19 protein-coding genes are annotated in these 17,397 nt (G+C 73.9%); 8 read left to right on the forward strand and 11 right to left on the reverse strand.

Annotated features, from left to right (window positions below; all coding sequences use genetic code 11):
• The first annotated feature begins 20 nt into the window (after positions 1 to 20).
• A complete protein-coding gene (locus tag ACIBCA_RS09300) occupies positions 21 to 701 on the forward strand; it encodes a DUF6882 domain-containing protein (RefSeq protein ID WP_396282225.1) in 681 nt (226 codons plus the stop codon).
• A gap of 74 nt (positions 702 to 775) precedes the next feature.
• Here ACIBCA_RS09300 and ACIBCA_RS09305 read toward each other — a convergent pair whose 3' ends face one another.
• The 3 genes from ACIBCA_RS09305 to ACIBCA_RS09315 form a co-directional block, all read right to left on the reverse strand.
• A complete protein-coding gene (locus ACIBCA_RS09305; RefSeq protein WP_396282226.1) occupies positions 776 to 1,513 on the reverse strand; it encodes a hypothetical protein in 738 nt (245 codons plus the stop codon).
• A 135-nt stretch (positions 1,514 to 1,648) separates the two neighbouring features.
• A complete protein-coding gene (locus ACIBCA_RS09310; RefSeq protein ID WP_396282227.1) occupies positions 1,649 to 3,685 on the reverse strand; it encodes an FAD-dependent oxidoreductase in 2,037 nt (678 codons plus the stop codon).
• 149 nt (positions 3,686 to 3,834) lie between these two features.
• Positions 3,835 to 4,410, reverse strand: coding sequence for a TerD family protein (locus ACIBCA_RS09315; protein WP_396282228.1), 576 nt, complete (start codon positions 4,408 to 4,410; stop codon positions 3,835 to 3,837).
• Between the two features lie 212 nt (positions 4,411 to 4,622).
• Between ACIBCA_RS09315 and ACIBCA_RS09320 the strand changes: the two genes are divergently transcribed.
• The 3 genes from ACIBCA_RS09320 (at position 4,623) to ACIBCA_RS09330 (ending at position 5,518) form a co-directional block, all read left to right on the forward strand.
• Positions 4,623 to 4,919, forward strand: a complete 297-nt coding sequence (locus tag ACIBCA_RS09320) for a hypothetical protein (RefSeq protein ID WP_396282229.1) — start codon at positions 4,623 to 4,625, stop codon at positions 4,917 to 4,919.
• A 73-nt stretch (positions 4,920 to 4,992) separates the two neighbouring features.
• On the forward strand, positions 4,993 to 5,172 hold the full coding sequence (locus ACIBCA_RS09325) for a CopG family transcriptional regulator (protein ID WP_396282230.1): 180 nt from the start codon (positions 4,993 to 4,995) through the stop codon (positions 5,170 to 5,172).
• A 1-nt stretch (position 5,173) separates the two neighbouring features.
• Positions 5,174 to 5,518, forward strand: coding sequence for a VOC family protein (locus tag ACIBCA_RS09330; RefSeq protein ID WP_396282231.1), 345 nt, complete (start codon positions 5,174 to 5,176; stop codon positions 5,516 to 5,518).
• A 76-nt stretch (positions 5,519 to 5,594) separates the two neighbouring features.
• On the opposite strand, the gene ACIBCA_RS09335 is transcribed toward ACIBCA_RS09330, so the two are convergent.
• Together ACIBCA_RS09335 and ACIBCA_RS09340 are read right to left on the reverse strand one after the other, a co-directional pair.
• A complete protein-coding gene (locus ACIBCA_RS09335; RefSeq protein ID WP_396282232.1) occupies positions 5,595 to 7,163 on the reverse strand; it encodes a glycerol-3-phosphate dehydrogenase/oxidase in 1,569 nt (522 codons plus the stop codon).
• Complete coding sequence (locus ACIBCA_RS09340) at positions 7,160 to 7,780, reverse strand: TetR/AcrR family transcriptional regulator (protein ID WP_396282233.1); 621 nt, start codon at positions 7,778 to 7,780, stop codon at positions 7,160 to 7,162. Before ACIBCA_RS09340 ends, ACIBCA_RS09335 begins: the two co-directional genes overlap by 4 nt.
• Before the next feature lie 20 nt (positions 7,781 to 7,800).
• Here ACIBCA_RS09340 and ACIBCA_RS09345 point away from each other — a divergent pair, with 20 nt between their 5' ends.
• From ACIBCA_RS09345 to ACIBCA_RS09355, 3 genes are read left to right on the forward strand one after another with little or no spacing between them, the layout of a single operon-like run.
• Positions 7,801 to 9,423 carry an FAD-binding oxidoreductase gene (locus ACIBCA_RS09345; RefSeq protein ID WP_396282234.1) on the forward strand — a complete coding sequence of 541 codons (1,623 nt, stop codon included), beginning with the start codon at positions 7,801 to 7,803 and terminating at the stop codon, positions 9,421 to 9,423.
• Positions 9,423 to 10,322: a diacylglycerol kinase gene (locus ACIBCA_RS09350; protein WP_396282235.1), complete on the forward strand. Its 900-nt coding sequence runs from the start codon at positions 9,423 to 9,425 to the stop codon at positions 10,320 to 10,322. The genes ACIBCA_RS09345 and ACIBCA_RS09350 overlap by 1 nt, the downstream gene beginning before the upstream one ends.
• A gap of 11 nt (positions 10,323 to 10,333) precedes the next feature.
• Complete coding sequence (locus tag ACIBCA_RS09355; protein WP_396282407.1) at positions 10,334 to 10,900, forward strand: hypothetical protein; 567 nt, start codon at positions 10,334 to 10,336, stop codon at positions 10,898 to 10,900.
• A gap of 1 nt (position 10,901) precedes the next feature.
• Here the strand turns inward: ACIBCA_RS09355 and ACIBCA_RS09360 are convergent, their stop codons facing one another.
• The 3 genes from ACIBCA_RS09360 to ACIBCA_RS09370 all read right to left on the reverse strand — a co-directional run bounded on the left by ACIBCA_RS09360 (position 10,902) and on the right by ACIBCA_RS09370 (position 12,942).
• Positions 10,902 to 11,252, reverse strand: coding sequence for a hypothetical protein (locus tag ACIBCA_RS09360; RefSeq protein WP_396282236.1), 351 nt, complete (start codon positions 11,250 to 11,252; stop codon positions 10,902 to 10,904).
• A 34-nt stretch (positions 11,253 to 11,286) separates the two neighbouring features.
• Positions 11,287 to 11,904: a hypothetical protein gene (locus ACIBCA_RS09365; protein WP_396282237.1), complete on the reverse strand. Its 618-nt coding sequence runs from the start codon at positions 11,902 to 11,904 to the stop codon at positions 11,287 to 11,289.
• A gap of 81 nt (positions 11,905 to 11,985) precedes the next feature.
• On the reverse strand, positions 11,986 to 12,942 hold the full coding sequence (locus tag ACIBCA_RS09370; RefSeq protein ID WP_396282408.1) for an NADP-dependent oxidoreductase: 957 nt from the start codon (positions 12,940 to 12,942) through the stop codon (positions 11,986 to 11,988).
• A 112-nt stretch (positions 12,943 to 13,054) separates the two neighbouring features.
• Between ACIBCA_RS09370 and ACIBCA_RS09375 the strand changes: the two genes are divergently transcribed.
• Positions 13,055 to 13,642, forward strand: a complete 588-nt coding sequence (locus ACIBCA_RS09375) for a TetR/AcrR family transcriptional regulator (RefSeq protein ID WP_396282238.1) — start codon at positions 13,055 to 13,057, stop codon at positions 13,640 to 13,642.
• A 20-nt stretch (positions 13,643 to 13,662) separates the two neighbouring features.
• On the opposite strand, the gene ACIBCA_RS09380 is transcribed toward ACIBCA_RS09375, so the two are convergent.
• The 3 genes from ACIBCA_RS09380 to ACIBCA_RS09390 form a co-directional block, all read right to left on the reverse strand.
• Complete coding sequence (locus tag ACIBCA_RS09380) at positions 13,663 to 15,021, reverse strand: DUF2252 domain-containing protein (protein ID WP_396282239.1); 1,359 nt, start codon at positions 15,019 to 15,021, stop codon at positions 13,663 to 13,665.
• Between the two features lie 141 nt (positions 15,022 to 15,162).
• Positions 15,163 to 16,752 carry a multicopper oxidase family protein gene (locus ACIBCA_RS09385; RefSeq protein ID WP_396282240.1) on the reverse strand — a complete coding sequence of 530 codons (1,590 nt, stop codon included), beginning with the start codon at positions 16,750 to 16,752 and terminating at the stop codon, positions 15,163 to 15,165.
• Positions 16,749 to 17,213 (reverse strand): hypothetical protein, encoded by a 465-nt coding sequence (locus ACIBCA_RS09390; RefSeq protein ID WP_396282241.1) that lies wholly within the window; start codon positions 17,211 to 17,213, stop codon positions 16,749 to 16,751. Before ACIBCA_RS09390 ends, ACIBCA_RS09385 begins: the two co-directional genes overlap by 4 nt.
• Positions 17,214 to 17,397 lie beyond the last annotated feature (184 nt).

Below are 17,397 nucleotides of genomic sequence, written 5' to 3' on the forward strand. Positions count from 1 at the left end.
ATCTCATTAGGGTGATCCCCATGACGTCGACGTTCACCGATGCGTTCCTCCGTACCGCCGAGCACCACGCCGCCTGGGGCGCCGAGCAGCTCGAAGCCCTCGAACAGGTCCTGCCCGGCGGCCCCTGGACGGCCGATCTGGACCAGTGCCGCTACGAGTCCTCCGGCCGCGTCGTGCGGGTCGGGCTGCTGGGCAGCTACGACCAGGCCGGGCGGTCCTGGCTCTGGGGCTGGGCGAATCCGGGGCTGCGGGGCAGCGCGGTGGTCGCGGCCGGCGCGCGGATCGCCGAGTTCGGGCGCCTCCACGACGTGCCCGAGCTGCGGGAGGAGGGCGTGGACCTGTCGGGCTTCGCCGATCCCCACCGGGCCGCCGAATCGCTCGCCTTCGTGGGCATGGGCGTGCTCGGCGCGGCGGGCTACATCGGCCAGCCGGCCGGCCCCGACACCCGGGTCTACTTCACCCCCGACGACCCGCAGATCCCCCACGCCCCGTTGAACCCGCTCACGATGCCCCGCCACCTCGTCACCGGCGCGGGCCTGTTCGGCCGTTCCCCGCACGCCGTGGTCACCGGCTACTTCGCCCACCACCGCGTGCCGACCACCACCGCCGCCGACCGCATCACCGCCCACCTGCCGGGCGGCAGCACCGCCGAGGTCGCCTTCGACGCCCTCGGCCGCATCGCCGCGATCAACGTCAACTGACCCGCGCCACGGCGGCCCCGGGCCCCGGACCCCGGCCGGGGTCCGGGGCCCGGGGCCGCCGCCTCCGGCTCGGCTCAGACCGCCATGCCCGGTGTGGCCACGGTCGTCGGCGGGGTGGTGGAGCCCGCCTTCGTCCCCAGGGAGCGTTCGACCTTCGCGACGGCCGTCCGGTACTGGAACGAGGCGAGCTGGGAGGAGGACTCGTCGCGCTGGAAGAAGCCGAAGGCCATGCCGACCGTGCCGAAGCGCTCGATGCCGATGTAGGCGTTGAGCTGGACGCCGCCGATGGTGCCGTCGAGGCGGACGGCGGGGGCGTCCTGGCGGTCGCCGAGGGCGATGGGGCTGACCTTGAAGGTCACCTCGTCGGGGGTGCCCGCGTCGAAGGTGACCGTCGTGCAGGTCTTGAACGCGTCCGTGGCCTTGGCGAAGTCGGTGTTCACCTTGTCCAGGGGCTCCGCGGTGAGGGACTCCGTCACCATCGGGCTGCCGCCGGGGCCGTCGAGTTCGGTCTCGGCGTGCGGGACGGTCGGAGTCGGCTGCCCGGCATGGGAGTTGAGGAGCGCGGACAGCGCGTCGCAGCCGCTCACGGGGCTGGGGTTCCCGCCCGGACTCGGGCTCTGCGGGGGTGCCTCGCTGAAGCCGGACTGCGGGCCCAGGTCGTTGGCGTCGAGCAGCGCCGCCTTCAGCTGGTCGGCGGTCGGGAGTTCGTCGGCCGGAGCGGCGGCGGCCGCCAGGTGGGCCGGGCCCAGGGCGACCGCCGCGCAGAGGGCGGCGGCGGTGAGGGCGTGGAGAGACCTCGGAAGGGACGACATACGGGCCCCCGGTCGAGAGAGTCGGGCATTCGGACAGGGACGGAAGCACCAGTGTCCCACCGGGGCCCGCGCCGGGCGCGTCGGGCGGGGATCGCTCCAGGTCGGAGTGATCCCCGTACCCGCGAACGCCGGGTGTCAGAGCGCCGCGGCCAGCTCCGTGCCCTGCTTGACGGCCCGCTTGGCGTCCAGCTCCGCCGCCACGTCCGCGCCGCCGATCAGGTGGGCACTCACGCCGCGCTCGCGCAGCGCCTCGTACAGGTCGCGGCGCGGTTCCTGGCCGGTGCACAGCACCACGGTGTCGACGGGCAGGAGCTGACGCTCGCCGTCCACGGTGACGTGGAGCCCGGCGTCGTCGATCAGGTCGTACGTCGCGCCGGCGAGCATCGTCACGCCCCGGTGCTTGAGTTCGGTGCGGTGGATCCAGCCGGTGGTCTTGCCGAGCCCGGCGCCGACCTTGCCGGTCTTGCGCTGCAGCAGGTGGACTCGGCGGGGAGGGGTCGGGCGCGAGGGGGTGCGCAGGCCTCCGCGCTCGCGGTACTCGGCGTCGATGCCCCACTTCGCCTGGAACACGGGCGGGTTGAGGCTGGCCTCGTCCCCGGAGTCGGTCAGGTACTCGGCGACGTCGAAGCCTATGCCGCCCGCGCCGAGGATCGCCACGCTCTCGCCGACGGGCGCGCCGTCGCGCAGCACGTCGAGGTAGCCGAGCACCTTGGGGTGGTCGATTCCGGGGATGTCGGCGGGAGTTCGGGGGGTGACGCCGGTGGCGAGGACGATCTCGTCGAAGCCCTCGCCCGCGAGCTGTTCGGCGTCGACGAGCGCGCCGAGGCGCTGGGTGACGCCCAACTCGGCGAGCCGGGTGCGGAAGTAGCGCAGGGTCTCGTCGAACTCCTCCTTGCCGGGGACGAGTCGGGCGATGTTGAGCTGTCCGCCGATCACCTCGGCGGCGTCGAAGAGGGTGACGTCGTGGCCGCGTTCGGCGGCGGAGACGGAGAAGGCGAGACCGGCCGGGCCCGCGCCGACCACGCCGATGCGCTTGCGGAGCTTGGTCGGGGAGAGCACGAGTTCGGTCTCGTGGCAGGCGCGCGGGTTGACCAGGCAGGAGGTGATCTTGAGGCTGAAGGTGTGGTCCAGGCACGCCTGGTTGCAGCCGATGCAGGTGTTGATGGCGTCGGCGCGGCCGTCGCGGGCCTTGGCGACGAAGGCGGCGTCGGCGAGCAGCGGGCGGGCCATGGAGACGAGGTCGGCGCAGCCGTCCGCGAGCAACTGCTCGGCGATCTCGGGGGTGTTGATGCGGTTGGTGGCGACCAGCGGGATGCCGACCTCGCCCATGATCCGCTTGGTGACCCAGGCGAAGGCGCCGCGCGGGACGGAGGTGGCGATGGTGGGGATGCGGGCCTCGTGCCAGCCGATGCCGGAGTTGATGACGCTCGCCCCGGCCGCCTCGACGGCCTTGGCGAGCTGGACGACCTCCTCCAGGGTGGAGCCGCCGGGCACCAGGTCGAGCATGGAGAGGCGGTAGACGATGATGAAGTCCTCGCCGACGCGCTCGCGCACCCGCCGCACGATCTCCACGGGGAAGCGCATGCGCCGCTCGTACGGGCCGCCCCACTCGTCCTCGCGGCGGTTGGTCGCGGCGACGACGAACTCGTTGATCAGGTAGCCCTCGGAGCCCATGATCTCGACGCCGTCGTAGCCGGCGAGGCGGGCGAGTTCGGCGCAGCGGGCGAAGTCCTCGACGGTCTGCTCGACCTGCTCGGCGGTGAGCTCGTTGGGGACGAACGGGCTGATCGGGGCCTGGAGGGCGCTGGGGGCGACGAGACCGGGGTGGTAGGCGTAGCGGCCGAAGTGAAGGATCTGCAGGGCGATCTTCCCGCCCGCGGCGTGCACGGCGTCGGTGACGACGCGGTGTTCGGCGGCCTCCTCCTCGGTGGTGAGCTTGGCGCCGCCGTCCCAGGGGCGGCCGGCCTCGTTGGGGGCGATGCCGCCGGTGACGATCAGGCCGACGCCGCCGGCGGCGCGCTCGGCGTAGAAGGCGGCCATCCGCTCGTAGCCGTCGGGGGCCTCCTCCAGGCCGACGTGCATGGAGCCCATGATCACGCGGTTGGGCAGGGTGGTGAAGCCGAGGTCGAGCGGGCTGAGCAGGTGGGGGTACGGGCCGGGCTCGGGGGTCATCGACTCTCCTGCGGGCGTGCGTCTGCCGGGGGTGGTTGTTACCGAAGGGTAGGGGACGGCCTTGAGCCTATGCAACTAGTTGCATAGGCTCGGAAAGCGCAAAGAGCCCCGGTCCGCAGTCACTGCGGGCCGGGGCCGGGTCACTCGCCTCAGACGTTCACGCCGTAGTCGGTCGCGATGCCGCGCAGACCGGAGGCGTAGCCCTGCCCTATGGCGCGGAACTTCCACTCGACGCCGTTGCGGTACAGCTCGCCGAAGACCATCGCGGTCTCGGTGGAGGCGTCCTCGGAGAGGTCGTAGCGGGCGAGCTCCTGGCCGTTGGCCTGGTTCACGATGCGGATGAACGCGTTGCGGACCTGGCCGAAGTTCTGCAGGCGCGCGTCGGCGTCGTAGATCGACACCGGGAAGACCACCTTGGCCACGTCGGACGGCACCCGGGAGAGGTCCACCTTGATCTGCTCGTCGTCGCCGTCGCCGCCGCCGGTCAGGTTGTCGCCGCTGTGCTCGACGGAACCCTCGGGGCTGCGCAGGTTGTTGAAGAAGACGAAGTGCTGGTCCGAGACCACCTTGCCGAGCGCGTTGCACAGCAGCGCACTGGCGTCCAGGTCGTAGTCGGCCCCGGTGGTGGTGCGAACGTCCCAGCCGAGCCCCACGATCACGGCGCTCAGACCCGGCGCCTCCTTGCTCAGCGAGACGTTGCCGCCCTTGGCCAGCGAAACTCCCACAATGCCCTCCTCGGATCTCTCCCTGCGGACGAATCTACAACACTGTAGAGATCGCGAGAATCCGCCTGCGGGCGGGCTCCCCCCTGGTATTTTTCCGGGCCGCCCCCGGGAACCGCCACCCCCCGGACGGCGTCGGTTGGGGCACGCTTCCGGAGCGCCGGGTGCGGGCGGCCGACCTAGACTGACGATGAACCCAGCGGCGGGAGGCCCCCATGCGCAGGCGGTACAGCTTCCACCTCGACGAGCACGGCCACTCCGTCACCGTCAACGTCCGCTCCGGCACGGTGATCACGGAGACCGAACTGCTGGTGGACGGCAAGGAGTGCGCCTTCCACCGCGTGCACGGCCACGGCGTCTACCCGCTCCTCCTGTCCGGCCAGCTCGCCGAGGAGCCACCCACCCCGCTCGCCGTCCGCCTGGAACGCACGGGCGCACCGGAGCACCCGCTCGCCTGCACCCTCGAACTCGCCGGCACCGACCACCCGATGCCCGAGCGCACCGCGCGCTGAGCACCGCCCCTCCGTCCTCCGGCGGCGCCTTGTCACTAGATTGCTAGCAATCTAGCGTGCTAGCCTTCATGGCGTGGGAAACGAGGAAGTGAAGCAGTTCAACGTCTACCTGCCGGTCGAGCTGATCAAGCAGGTCAAGTACCGCGCCATCGAGTCGGAGCTGTCGCTGTCGGCGCTCGTCGCCGAGGCCCTGCGCGCCTACCTCGATGACCCGCGCCCGGAGAACGAGCACCCGTCCACCGAGGAGGACTGACATGTCGACCCGAGGCATCGAAGCCGTGTTCATGGAGACCCACAACTGGGGCAAGGCCGCGAAGTTCTTCCAAGGCCTGGGCTACGAGCTGGAGTTCGAGACCGACCACAACTCCGGCCAACTGCGCAACGGCGACAGCCCGAGCGTCTTCATCGCCGAGGTCCCGGCCGACCGCGAGACCTCCGTCCAGCTGGTCCTCCAGGTCGAGGACGCCGACGCGTTCGTGGCCGCCGAGGGCCTCGAGGTGGTCACCCCCTTCGAGGACACCCACTTCGGCACCCGGATGATGACCGTCCGCGACCCCGACGGGCGGCTCTGGGCCCTCCAGGCTCCGGTCAAGCAGTAGCGGACGTACGGCGGCCCGGCACCACGTGGGTGGTGCCGGGCCGCCGTACGTCTCAGGCCGCGTCTCAGGCCGCGCCTCAGGCCGGGCGGCCCTCCTCCACCAGCTCGCCGACGATCTCCTCCACCGCCGCGCGGGCCCGCTCGGCGTCCTCGCGGACGAGGCCCAGACGCGTGCGGCGGTCCAGGACGTCGGAGGCGTCCAGGGCGCCCTCGTGGGTGACGGCGTAGACGATCTCGGCGCGGGTCACGTCCAGGCCCTCCGCGATCGGCTCCGACTCCCCCGCGCCCAGCACCTCGTGGGCCAGCCCCCCGTGCCGGGCGAGCAGCGAGGCGGGCAGGGTGGAGGCCTCCACCGGACGGCTGTCGCGGTGGCCCGGCGCCCCGATCAGCGGCAGGCGGGCCGTCCAGCAGCCGCGCCCGGGCAGGCCCCGCAGGCGGACGGCGGTGTCGACGGCGTCCTGGGCCATCCGCCGGTAGGTGGTGAGCTTGCCGCCGACGACGGTGATCACGCCGTTCGGGGACTCCAGCACCGCGTGCTCGCGCGAGATGTCGGCGGTGCTGCCGCCGCCGGTGTCGATCAGCGGGCGCAGCCCCGCGTACGCGCCGCGCAGGTCGGCGCGGGTGAGGGTGGTGGCGAGGGCGGCGTTGACGGTGTCGAGGAGGAAGGTCACCTCGCCGTCGCTGGGCCGCGGCTCGTCCGGGACGGGGCCGGGCGCGTCCTCGTCGGTGAGCCCGATGGCGACGCGGCCGAGCTGCTGGGGCAGCGCGAAGACGAAGCGGCTGATGGAGCCGGGCACCGGCACGGTGAGCGCGGCGGTCGGGTGGCCGAGGGCGGCGGCGTCGACCAGCAGGTGGGTGCCCCGGCTGGGGCGCAGCTTGATCGAGGCGTCGACCTGGTCGGCCCACACGCCGGTGGCGTTGACCACCGCGGCCGCCCGGATGTCCAGGCGCTCCCCGGTGAGGGCGTCCACCAGTCGTGCCGAGGTGCCGGTGACCTCCTCGGCCCGCACCCTGGTCAGCACCGTCGCGCCGTACTGCGCGGCGGTCCGGGCCAGGGCGACCACCAGCCGCGCGTCGTCGACGAGTTGGCCGTCGTGGGCGACCAGGGCCCCGCGCAGCCCGTCCGTCCGCACACCGGGTACGAGCCGGCGGGTGCGGGCGGCGTCGATGCGGCGCACGCGCGGCAGCAGGCTGCCCGGGGTGCCGGCGGTGCGGCGCAGCGCGTCGCCGGCGTGGAAGCCGGCGCGGATCAGGGCCACCTGCCCGGCGTTCAGCAAGTCCGGGAGCAGCGGCACGAGTTGGGGCATGGCGCGGGTGAGGTGCGGGGCGGTGCGGGTCATCAGCACGCCGCGTTCGATCGCGCTCTCGCGGGCCACGCCGATGCGTCCGGTGGCGAGGTAGCGCAGTCCGCCGTGGACGAGCTTGGAGCTCCAGCGGCTCGTCCCGAAGGCGAGGTCGCGGGATTCGACCAGGACGGTGCGCAGCCCGCGCGAGGCGGCGTCCAGGGCGACCCCGGCGCCGGTGACGCCGCCGCCGATCACCAGCAGGTCGACGCGGGGCGCGGCGGCGAGGTCTTCGAGGTCCGTCCTGCGGCGCTGGGCGTCGAGTCGGCTGGTTCCGGCGTGGGGGTTGCCCTTGGGGGTCACGGCGCGAGGTATCCGTTCAGTGCTCTGGCCAGTTCGCGGCGCCAGGCGGCCTCGGGGAGCAGCGAGGCGACCATGCGGTGGGACTGGACGGTGGACTGGGCTATCAGCAGGACCATGGCGGCCAGTTCGACGGGCTCGCCGGGCCGGACCGAGCCGTGGGCCTGGCCCTGCTCGATGCCGGCGCGCAGGGCCTCCAGCAGGCCCCGCTGGCTGGTGCCGAGCCGTTCGACGACGTACTCGAGCAGCAGGTCGGAGTCCTCGGAGTGCAGCAGCGCGCCGAGCACGGGGTGGTCGCGCAGGCGCACGGCCACGTCGACGATGCGCTCGACGAAGGAGTCGAGGTCGGCGAAGGCGAGGGCAGCGCCGCCCTGGATGGTGGCGAGGATCTCCCGGGTGAGGAGGGCGCCGATGACCGCCCGCACGTCCGGCCAGCGCCGGTAGACGGTCGGGCGGCTGACCCCGGCGCGGCGGGCGATCTCGGCCAGCTGGGTGCGGCGCACGCCGAGGTGGACGATCAGGTCGGCGGCGGCGTCCAGGATGGCGTCGTCGGTGCTGCGGGCGTCTGTACCTTCGAGGCGCGCTTCGATGCGCTGAGGCTCGGCGTTACTACTTGACATGATGTGTGAAACTGTAACGCATGGCACCAGAGACGCAAGCAGGACCGGACGGCGCCGCACTGCCGCTCCCCCCGATGAAGTGGAACGCCTGGGGCGACCCGGCCCTCGCCAAGGAGCTGCCCGCCGAGGTCAAGGGCCTGCTCGCGGCCGCCCTCGGGGTCACCGGTGACGCCGCGCCCGGCCCCGGCGCCGACGAGGCCGTCCTCGCCCCCTCCCGGATCGCGCCCGAGGACCTGAAGGCGCTCGCCGCGTCCGTCGGCGAGGCGCACGTCAGCGCCGCCGACGCCGACCGGCTGCCCCGCGCCGGCGGCAAGTCCACCCCCGACCTGCTGCGCCGCCGCAGCCGCGCCGCCCAGGACGCGCCCGACGCCGTCGTCCTGCCCGGCGACGAGGACGAGATCGCCGCCGTCCTCGCCCTCTGCGCCGAACGCCGCCTCGCCGTCGTCCCCTTCGGCGGCGGCACCAGCGTCGTCGGGGGCCTCGACCCCGAGCGCGGGGGCCTGCGCGCCGTCGTCTCCCTCGACCTGCGCCGCCTCGACCGGCTGCTCGCCCTCGACGAGACCTCCGGCGAGGCCGTCCTCGGCGCGGGCCTCACCGGCCCGGCGGCGGAGGCGCTGCTCGCCGAACGCGGCTGGGAGCTCGGCCACTACCCGCAGAGCTTCCGCTACGCCACCATCGGCGGGTTCGCCGCCACCCGCTCCTCCGGCCAGGACTCCGCCGGGTACGGGCGCTTCGACGAGATGGTGCGCGGCCTGCGCGTCGTCACCCCCGCGGGCGTCCTCGACCTCGGCCGCGCCCCCGCCTCCGCCGCCGGCCCCGACCTGCGCCAGCTCTTCCTCGGCTCCGAGGGCACCCTCGGCGTCATCACCGCCGTCCGCCTGCGCGTGCACCGCCTGCCCGCCGTCAAGGCGTACGAGGCGTGGAGCTTCCCCGACTTCACCACCGGGACGGACGCGCTGCGCGCCGTCGAGCAGCAGGGCACCGGGCCGACCGTCATCCGGCTCTCCGACGAGGCCGAGACCATGGTCAACCTCGCCATGACCGAGAAGATCGGCGACACCCCGGCCGTCACCGGCTGCCTGGCCGTCACCGTCTTCGAGGGCACCGCCGACCAGGTCGCGGCCCGCCACCGCCTCACCCGGGAGACCCTCCTCGCCGCCGGCGGCACCTCCCTCGGCGAGGCCCCCGCCCGCGCCTGGGAGCACGGCCGCTTCAACGCCCCCTACCTGCGCGACTCGCTGCTCGACGCGGGCGCCCTCTGCGAGACCCTGGAGACCGCCGCCGGCTGGGGCGGCCTCCCGGGACTGCGCTTCGCCGTCACCGCCGCGCTCACCGAAGCCCTGCCCGGCGCGCTCGTGCTCTGCCACATCTCGCACGTCTACCCGACCGGCGCCTCCCTCTACTTCACCGTCGTCGCCGCCCTCGGCGAGGAGCCGCTGGAGCAGTGGGCCGCCGCCAAGCGGGCCGCCTGCGACGCGATCATGCGCTCGGGCGGCACCATCAGCCACCACCACGCCGTCGGCGCCGACCACCGGCCCTGGATGACCGACGAGATCGGCGACCTCGGCGTGCGCATCCTGCGCGCCGTCAAGGCCGAACTCGACCCGGCGGGCATCCTCAACCCCGGCAAGCTGATCCCGTAGTGGGCGGCGTCCGGAGAGTGGCCGTGCTCACCAACCCGGCGGCGGGGGCCGGCCACTCCGGCCCCGCCGCCGAGCGGGCCGTCGCCCGGCTGCGGGCCCTCGGCGTCCAGGTCGACGCCCACGCCGGGCGCAGCGCCGAGGACGCCGGGCGGCTGGCGCGCGAGGCGGTGGCGGACGGGGTCGACGCCGTCGCCGTCGTCGGCGGGGACGGCATGATCAACCTCGCCGTCCAGGCACTGGCCGGCACCGCCGTCCCCCTCGGGGTCATACCGGCGGGCACCGGCAACGACCACGCCCGCGAGTACGGCCTGCCCCTCGGCTCCCCCGAGGCCGCCGCCGAGGTCATCGCCGCCGGCCGCACCCGCACCGTCGACCTCGGCCGCATCACCGGCCCCGACGGCGCGGCGCGCTACTTCGGCTCGGTGCTGGCCACCGGCTTCGACTCCCTGGTCAGCGACCGCACCAACCGCCTGCGCTGGCCCCGCGGCCGGATGCGCTACAACCTGGCGATCCTCATCGAGTTCGCCAACCTGCGCCCCCTGCCCTTCCGCCTCACCCTCGCCGACGGCACCGTCCTCGAACGCGACCTGACCCTCGCCGCCGTCGGCAACACCCGCAGCTACGGCGGCGGCATGCTGATGTGCCCCGGCGCCCTGCCCGACGACGGCCTCTTCGACGTCACCCTCGTCGACGCCATGCCGCGCCTGCGCGTCGCCCGCTTCTTCCCCACCCTCTTCAAGGGCACCCACGTGCGGCGGGCGGAGGTCACCACCCTGCGGACGGACGCGCTGCGCATCGAGTGCCCGGGCATCACGGCCTATGCGGACGGCGAGTTCATCGCGGCCCTGCCGGTGGAGGTGAAAATCGAACGGGGGGCGTTGAGGATCTTGGTACCTTGACCCGCGTGGACATGAACGAGGCGGCCAGGGCCGCATGGTGGGACGGCCTGCCGGCCGGAATCCGCGAGCAGATCGACGGATTCGTCCTGCAGGACGCCCTCATGAACGCGCTGAAGCTCATCCGGGACGTCGGCCGCGCGCCCGTCGACATCGGGCTCGGCAACGCGCAGCTGATCGCCGGCGACCGCTACGCCCACCACGGCGACCGGATCGCCCGCCGCCCGGAGAGCCCGCTCGACCTGGAGTCGCTGGCCCGCCGGGCCGCCGGATGCGTCGGGCGCCTCCTCGCTATCGAGGCGATCTGGGACGGCGACACCGTCCACGACTGGTTCGTGGTCCTGCTGGCCGTCACCGCCGAGCCGGACGGAGAGGCCGCCCTGGCCACCGTCTACTGGTCGACCGCCGAGCGCCACCTCGGCGAGGAGGCCGCCGGACCCGGCCGCCACCCCTCGGCGGTGGCCGCCGAGCGCGCGGGCCGAGCCCTCGCCGACCGCCTCGGCGTGCCCTTCCACTTCGGCAGCCCGGACACCCCCGACGACGAGGCGCCGCGCTGGCGCGCCGTCACGGGCGGGCGCTGATCTACTCCTCCTCGCTCCCCGCCAGGTCCTCGGCGCTGAGGCGGCGCCAGGTGACCTCCTCCTGCCAGTCGGGGTCGGCGGATATCCAGCCCCAGAGCAGGCGTTCGGTCTGCTCGCGGGACTGGTGCTCCGTGGTCTGGTAGTGGCGCTCGGCGGAGCCCTCGCGGTACTCGATCTGCCAGTCCTCGGGGCCGTGCTGGTACGCCTGGGCGTAGTCCTCCTCGGCGCGGCTGAGCACCAGGAAGTCCCGGCCGGGCACCTCCAGCTGCTCCAGGGCGCGGGTGAGGCCCGTCCGGTCGGCGGCGGACACGGGTGCGAGGCCGTCCACCTCGACCTGGTACGTCTTCGTCATGGCGATCACCCTTGCACAGGGCACTGACAATCGATCAGGACAGTGAGCCGACGTTGCCCGTGGTGGAGACGACGGTCGGGCGGCCGGTGGAGCCGTCGACCTCGTACACCTTCGCGCCGAGGTCGGTGCGGACCTCGAACCGGCCGGGGCCGAGCCAGCGGGCGGAGGACAGCTCGCCGTCGCCCGGGTAGCGGGCGGGCATGCTGACCAGCGTCCAGCGGCGGGCCAGCGGGCCGGCCCCGGTCTCCAGGCGGACCTTCCAGGACTGGGTCTCGGTCTCGCCCGTGGAGCTGTCGTGGATGACGACGAGCACGTGGTCGGGGCGGTCTGGCGAGCTCTCGCGGGTCTCGGTCACCCCGCCGAAGTCACCGAGGCCCAGAGAGGACAGGGCGGCCGCCGCCAGCAGCATGCACCCGCCGCCACCCGCGACCAGGCCCGTGAACAGCCCGAGCATGTCGGCCCGGCCCCGGACGATCACCCCGATCAGCAGCAGCACACCCGTCAGCCCGAGTGCCGGCACCGGGTGGTTGAGCGCGTCGGCGACCGCCCCGTGCCCGCCGAAGCGGCTCTCCCACCGGCCGAGCACGCACAGCACCAGCGGTGCCAGTGCCGCACCGGCCAGAGCCATACCGGTCACATGACGACGCTTCATCCTCGCCCCCCTTCGTGGACACCCTAAGCCGCGAAGCGATCAGCCGTCACCGTCCGGGAAGCCGCCCAGCTCCCTCGGAGGTCAGACGACCTGCAGGACGATCTTGCCCTGGAGGTGCCCCTCCTCGGCCCGGCGGTGGGCGGCGGCGGCCTCGCGCAGGGGGAACACCGAGTCGATGGCGACGCGCAGCCGGCCGTCCGCGAGCAGACCGGCCACGTGGGTGAGGTCGGAGCCGCTGGAGCGCACCTGCCAGAGGTCGGTGTGGACGTTGACGCCCAGCTCGCGGGCCCGGTCGGGGCGGTAGTCGCCGAGGAAGACGGGGACGAGGTCGCCGCCCCGGCGCAGGGCGGGGAGCAGGCGGTGGGCGTCGGGGCCGCCGACGGTGTCGAGGAGCAGGGTGGCGTCGTGGACGGCTTCGGCGACGGAGGTCCGGGTGTAGTCGACGAAGCGGTCGGCGCCGAGGCTTCGCACGAACTCCTCGTGGCGGCCCGAGGCGACGGCGACGACCTCCTCCGCCCCTGCGGCGCGGACGAGTTGGAGGGCGATGTGTCCGATGCCGCCCGCCGCTCCGACGATCACTGCGGTGCCGCCCCCGCCGTACTTCAGATTCTTGTCGATGAACTGGTGGGCCGTCAGGGTGACCATCGGGGCGGCGGCGGCCTCGAGGTGCGTGATCCCGGGCGGCTTGCGGGCGAGGTCGGTGGCGCGCGCGACGGCGTACTCGGCGTAACCGGAGCTCCGGCCGGGGAAGTTGACCAGCGCGAAGACCTCGTCCCCGGCCCGCCAGTCGTCGACGCCCTCGCCCGTCCCGGCGACGACGCCGGAGATGTCGCTGCCGATGATCAGCGGCGGCCGCCAGTCGGGGCGCAGTTCCGGCGGGAACTTCTCGAAGCCGCGCCGGGCGTACCAGTCGGGCGGGTTGACGCCCGCCGCGTGGACCCGTACCAGCACCTCGCCCGGGCCGGGCTCCGGGCGGGCCACCTCCTCGTACCGCAGCACCTCGGGCTCGCCGAAGGCGTGCAGGCGGACGGCCCCCATGGTTCGTGACACAGCTGTTCCCCTCTCCCCAGTAGAATCCGGAGCACTGCTCCGGAAAGAACTTAACCGGAGCAGTGCTCCGCTTGTCAACGACCGAACAGGACCAGCCCCCATGCCGCCCCGCACCCCGCGCGCCGACGCCCAGCGCAACCGCGACCGCCTGCTGGCGGCGGCGGCCGAACTCGTCGCCGAGGAGGGCGTCCAGGCGTCACTGCGCGACGTCGCCCGGCGCGCCGAGGTCGGCCTCGGCACCCTCTACCGGCACTTCCCCACCCGGGACGACCTGCTGGAGGCCCTGCTCGGCCGACGCTTCGAGGCCCTCGCCGAGCACGCCGAACGCGCCGAACGCGCCGAGCACGCCGGGACCACCACGACCGCCGACCCCGAACGCGCCCTCGTCGACTGGCTCCAGGAGTTCACCCTCGGCGCCGCCGCCTACCGCGACCTGCCCGCCGCCCTCGTGGCCACCCTCCACTCCCCCGACTCCGCCCTCCACGCCAGTTGCCTGCGCATGCGCGAGGCCGGCGGCCGCCTCCTCCTCGCCGCCCAGGAGGCGGGCGCCGTGCGCCCCGAGGTGACCCCCCTCGACCTGTTCGCCCTCGCCAACGCCCTCGGCTGGATCGCCGACCAGTCCCCCTCCCTCGCCGAGCGGCGCGAGCACCTCTTCCGGCTGGTCTGGGACGGCCTCCGCCGCCGCTGAACAGACCGGGACGGCGTGGCTCAGACCCCCGGGGTCGCGGTGATCCGTCCGGTGGCGATGGCCTCCAGCAGGAGCTCGCGGTCGGCCGCCGTCCGGTCGGCGTAGTGGACGGCGAAGTCGGCGACGGCCTCGGCGAAGACGTCCGCGCCGCCCAGGTACCCCGCGATGGCGAGGCGGTCGCCGGTGCGGGCGTGGGCGCGGGCCAGGGTGCGGCCGCAGAGGTCGCCGTAGGTGCGCAGGGCGGCGGGGGACATGGCGGCGACGTCCGCGGAGCCCTTCATGTCGCGCAGCTGGCGGCCGTAGAAGTGGCGGCCCTCGGGGCCGGTGGTCCAGCCGAGGAAGACGTCGCTGCCGGCCTGCATCAGGTGCTGGCCGGTGACGACGCGGCGGCCCCCGTGGTGGGCGGCGACCTCGGCGTCCACGCGGGTGGCGGGCAGGTGGTCCTCCAGCACCGAGCGGCCGGCCTCCTTGAGCTGGAGGAACAGCGGGTCGCGGGCGTCGCGGCCCTCCAGCAGGACGATGTAGCAGCGGGTGCCGACGCTGCCGACGCCGACGACCTTGGTCGCCGCGTCGACGAAGCGGTAGCGGTCGAGCAGGACGCGCCGGTCCTCGGCGAGGGTGGCGCGGTAGTCGCTGAACACCTGGCCGACGGCGCGCAGTTCGGTCTTCCTCAGCGGTTCGATCAGCGGGGGCGAATTGATGATGCGCCGCTGCCCGTCGCGCTCCTCGGTGAGCTTGCCGAGGGCCTGGAGGCTGGTGCGGCGCCGGGCGTGGGCGAGGCCGGCCTCGACCTGCTTGCGCTGCTTGGGCTTGCGCAGCACGGTGAGCAGGTCGGCGGTGTCGATGTGGGTGTACCAGACGTCGAGTTCGCCCCGGCCCGCGAGGTGGCGCATGGCCTCGGCGTAGCCCTGGACGGCGGCGAGGGCGGCGCGGCGGGGCCGGTCGCCGTCCTGGCCGTTGTCCCGGGCGGCGACGGCGAGGCTGGCGGCGAGGCGTTTGACGTCCCACTCGAAGGGGCCGGGGTAGGTCTCGTCGAAGTCGTTGAGGTCGAAGAGCAGCCTGCGTTCGGGCGAGGCGAAGACGCCGAAGTTCAACAGGTGGGCGTCGCCGCAGAGTTGGACGGTGATCCCGGTGCCGGGGACGGCGGCGAGGTCGGCGGCCATGACGGCGGCGGCGCCGCGCAGGTACGTGAACGGGGTGTCGGCCATGCGCCCGTAGCGGATGGGCAGCAGCCGGGCGACGCGGTCCTCGCCCTGGCGGATCAGCACGTCCACCGGATCGGGCCGGTCGGCGGCGGGGATCCACCGCCCGTGCTCGGAGCGGGAGATCCGCTCGCGGGCGGCGCGGCCTCGGCGGCGGCGTTCGGCGGGGGTGGTCATGGCGCGGCTCCCAGGGGGTTCCACCGTGGCGGGGCTTCCTGGCGAGGCTAGGGCAGGAGTGCCGGAGGGCGCAGCGCCCGCCCTCCGGTACTGGTCCGTTCGGATGATGCCGCGCCCATCCGCCTGATGGGCTTGACACGCTCAGCTGATGGTGAAGTCCGCCATCATCGCCATGTCCTCGTGCTCCAGGTTGTGGCAGTGGATCATGTACGTCCCCGCGTAGTCGGTGAAGCGCACCAGCACCTCCACCGCCTCGGCCGGCCGCAGGTCGACGGTGTCCTTCCAGCCGGCGTCGTAGGGGCCGGGCTCCTTCCCGTCGCGGCTTTGCACCTGGAACGGGTCGAGGTGCAGGTGCACGGGGTGGTGCAGGTCGCTGGTGAAGCGCCACAGTTCGGTGGCGCCGAGGGCGGGGGCGGCGAGGTCGCGGCCGGGCTCGTACAGGTCGCCGTTGATCGTCCAGCCGTCGCCGCGGCTGCGGCGGAAGGCGAAGTCGCGGGTGACGGTGACGGCGTTCGGGTCCAGGCCCGCGATGGTGGAGAGGGTGTCGGGCACCCGGGCGTCGTCGGTGACGGCGCGGGAGGAGACGTCGAAGCGCATCACCTCCTCGGTGCGGCCGGTGCCGAATCGGTTCATCAGGCGGACCTGGGTGCCGGGGGCGTAGCGGGAGAAGTCGACGACCACGTCGAAGCGTTCGGCGGGGGCGATCTCGACGGCGTCGTGGGCGACGGGGGCGGCGAGCAGCCCGCCGTCCGAGCCGATCTGGACGAGGGCGTCGCCGTCGGAGGGCTGGGGGTCGAGTTCGAGGCGGTAGAGGCGGGCGTTGGAGGCGTTGAGCAGGCGCAGCCGGTAGTGGGCGCGGTCGACGTCCAGGCGGGGCCAGGGGGCGCCGTTGACGAGGATGACGTCGCCGAGGACGCCGTTGGCGTAGCCGTCGGCGACGCCGGGTTCGGCGAGGGTGGCGTCGGCGGAGGGGTAGTGGAAGGAGCCGTCCGCGGCGAAGGAGCGGTCGGTGATCATCAGCGGGAGGTCGCGGTCGCCGCGGGGCAGGGGCAGGGACGCCTCCTCCTCGTCGTGGAGGAGGTGGAAGCCGGCCAGGCCGCGCCAGACGCCGGGGCCGGTGAAGCCCATGCGGTGGTCGTGGTACCAGAGGGTGGCGGCGCGCTGGAGGCCCGGGTAGGTGTGGGTGCGCTCGCCGGTGGCGGTCCTGGCCTTGGCGTGCTCCATGCCCGGCATGCCCGGCACGCCGTGCATGCCCGCCATGGCTTGTGCCGCGTGGTCGGAGGAGGACCCGACGGGCATGAGCAGGTCGGTCGGGTAGCCATCGCTGTCGGCCGGGGTGTGCCCGCCGTGGAGGTGGACGACGGACGGGACGGGCAGCTGGTTGCGGTGCTTGACGACCACCGCGCGGCCGGAGCGGGCGGCGATGGTCGGCCCGGGGAAGGTGCCGCCGTACGTCCACGCCTCCGTCGTGACCCCGGGCAGGATCTCCAGCCTGGCGACCTGCTGGGTGATCTCGTAGTAGTCGGCCCCGGCGTCCGTGCGCACCGGGGCGAGGATCTTGGGCACGGGCAGCGGCACCTGGAAGGCGTCCGGCAGGGGCAGGTCGCTGTCGAGCAGCCGGCCCGGGCGGCCCTCGGTGAGCAGCAGCGCCGCGGAGGGGACGGCGACGGCGGCCAGCGCCCCGGCGCCCAGGGCGGAGGCGCCGAGGCGCAGGAAGCGGCGCCGGTTCACCGGGCGACCTCCACCGGGCCGCCGGGGCGCGGCAGCCGGCCCGCGCCGTCCTCCTCGGCGGGGCGGGGCCCGGCCGGTGCGGGCAGCGGCAGCCGCCAGGCGCCGGCCAGGACGAACAGCACGCCGGAGACCGTCAGTACGCCGAGGGTGACGTGCACGCCGAGGGCCCGGCCGTAGCCCGAGAGGATCTGGGCGACGACGGCGGCGGTGAGCCCCGCGGTGCTCCACAGCGGCCACTGCGGGCCGCGGCCGGGCCAACGGACGAGGACGGCCACGACCAGCTGGACCAGCAGGGCGGTGGAGAGCGTCATCGCGGTGCCCTCGTGGGCCTTGAGGGAGTCGTAGGTGCCGTTGAGGAAGCTGCCGGCCAGCATGACCTGGAGCAAGGCCAGGAGCGTGACCGTGGCGGTGATGAGGCGCAGCAGGATCAGCGGCAGGCGGGGCGCGGGGGGACTGGTCATGGTGCTCTGGTTCTCCAGGTCTTGCTCTCGGACGGGTCGGATGGGTCAGATGGGGAGGGCTGCGTGAGCGTAGCCGACGAAACGTCATGTTCCACCCGAATACAGGGCGTTCCGATCATCGGATGTCCCCATTTCCCGGCACTCGACCCGGACATTTCCCCCGTTCGGCGGAGCGCGCACGGGT

This window comes from Kitasatospora sp. NPDC051170, assembly GCF_044455705.1.
Taxonomy (GTDB): domain Bacteria; phylum Actinomycetota; class Actinomycetes; order Streptomycetales; family Streptomycetaceae; genus Kitasatospora.